Below are 490 nucleotides of genomic sequence, written 5' to 3' on the forward strand. Positions count from 1 at the left end.
GGGACGATGCCGCGGGCACGCAGCAAACGTCGGTGCTTGTCGTGGTCGTAGCCGCGGTCGGCGTAGAGCCGCGGCGGTTTGCGCCAGGGGCGGCCGCGACGTCCGCCGATCGCGGGCAGGGCGTCGATCAGTGGGATGAGCTGGGTGACGTCGTTGCGGTTACCGCCGGTCAGGGTGACCGCCAGGGGTGTGCCGTTGGTGTCGGTGATCAGGTGGTGCTTGGAACCGGGCTTGGCCCTGTCGACCGGGCTGGGACCGACATGGTCCCCCCTTTGAGCGCCCGCAAATGCGAGGCGTCGACCAGGGCGGCCGACAGTTCCAGTTTCCCCGCGGCGCGCAGTTCGGTGAGCAGGTTCTCGTGCGGCCGCTGCCACACCCCCGCTTCCTGCCACTCGGCCAACCATCGCCAGCACGTCGCGCCCGAGGCCCCGAACAACTCCGTGGGCACCCGGTTCCACCCTATGCCGGTACGCGCCACCCACAGGATTCC

1 pseudogene is annotated in these 490 nt (G+C 70.2%); it reads right to left on the reverse strand.

What is annotated here, in order from left to right:
• Positions 1 to 490 (reverse strand): annotated as a pseudogene (locus IU459_RS37575) (IS5 family transposase); the annotation flags it as partial.

The sequence above is a fragment of the Nocardia amamiensis genome (assembly GCF_015477605.1).
GTDB lineage: Bacteria > Actinomycetota > Actinomycetes > Mycobacteriales > Mycobacteriaceae > Nocardia > Nocardia amamiensis_A.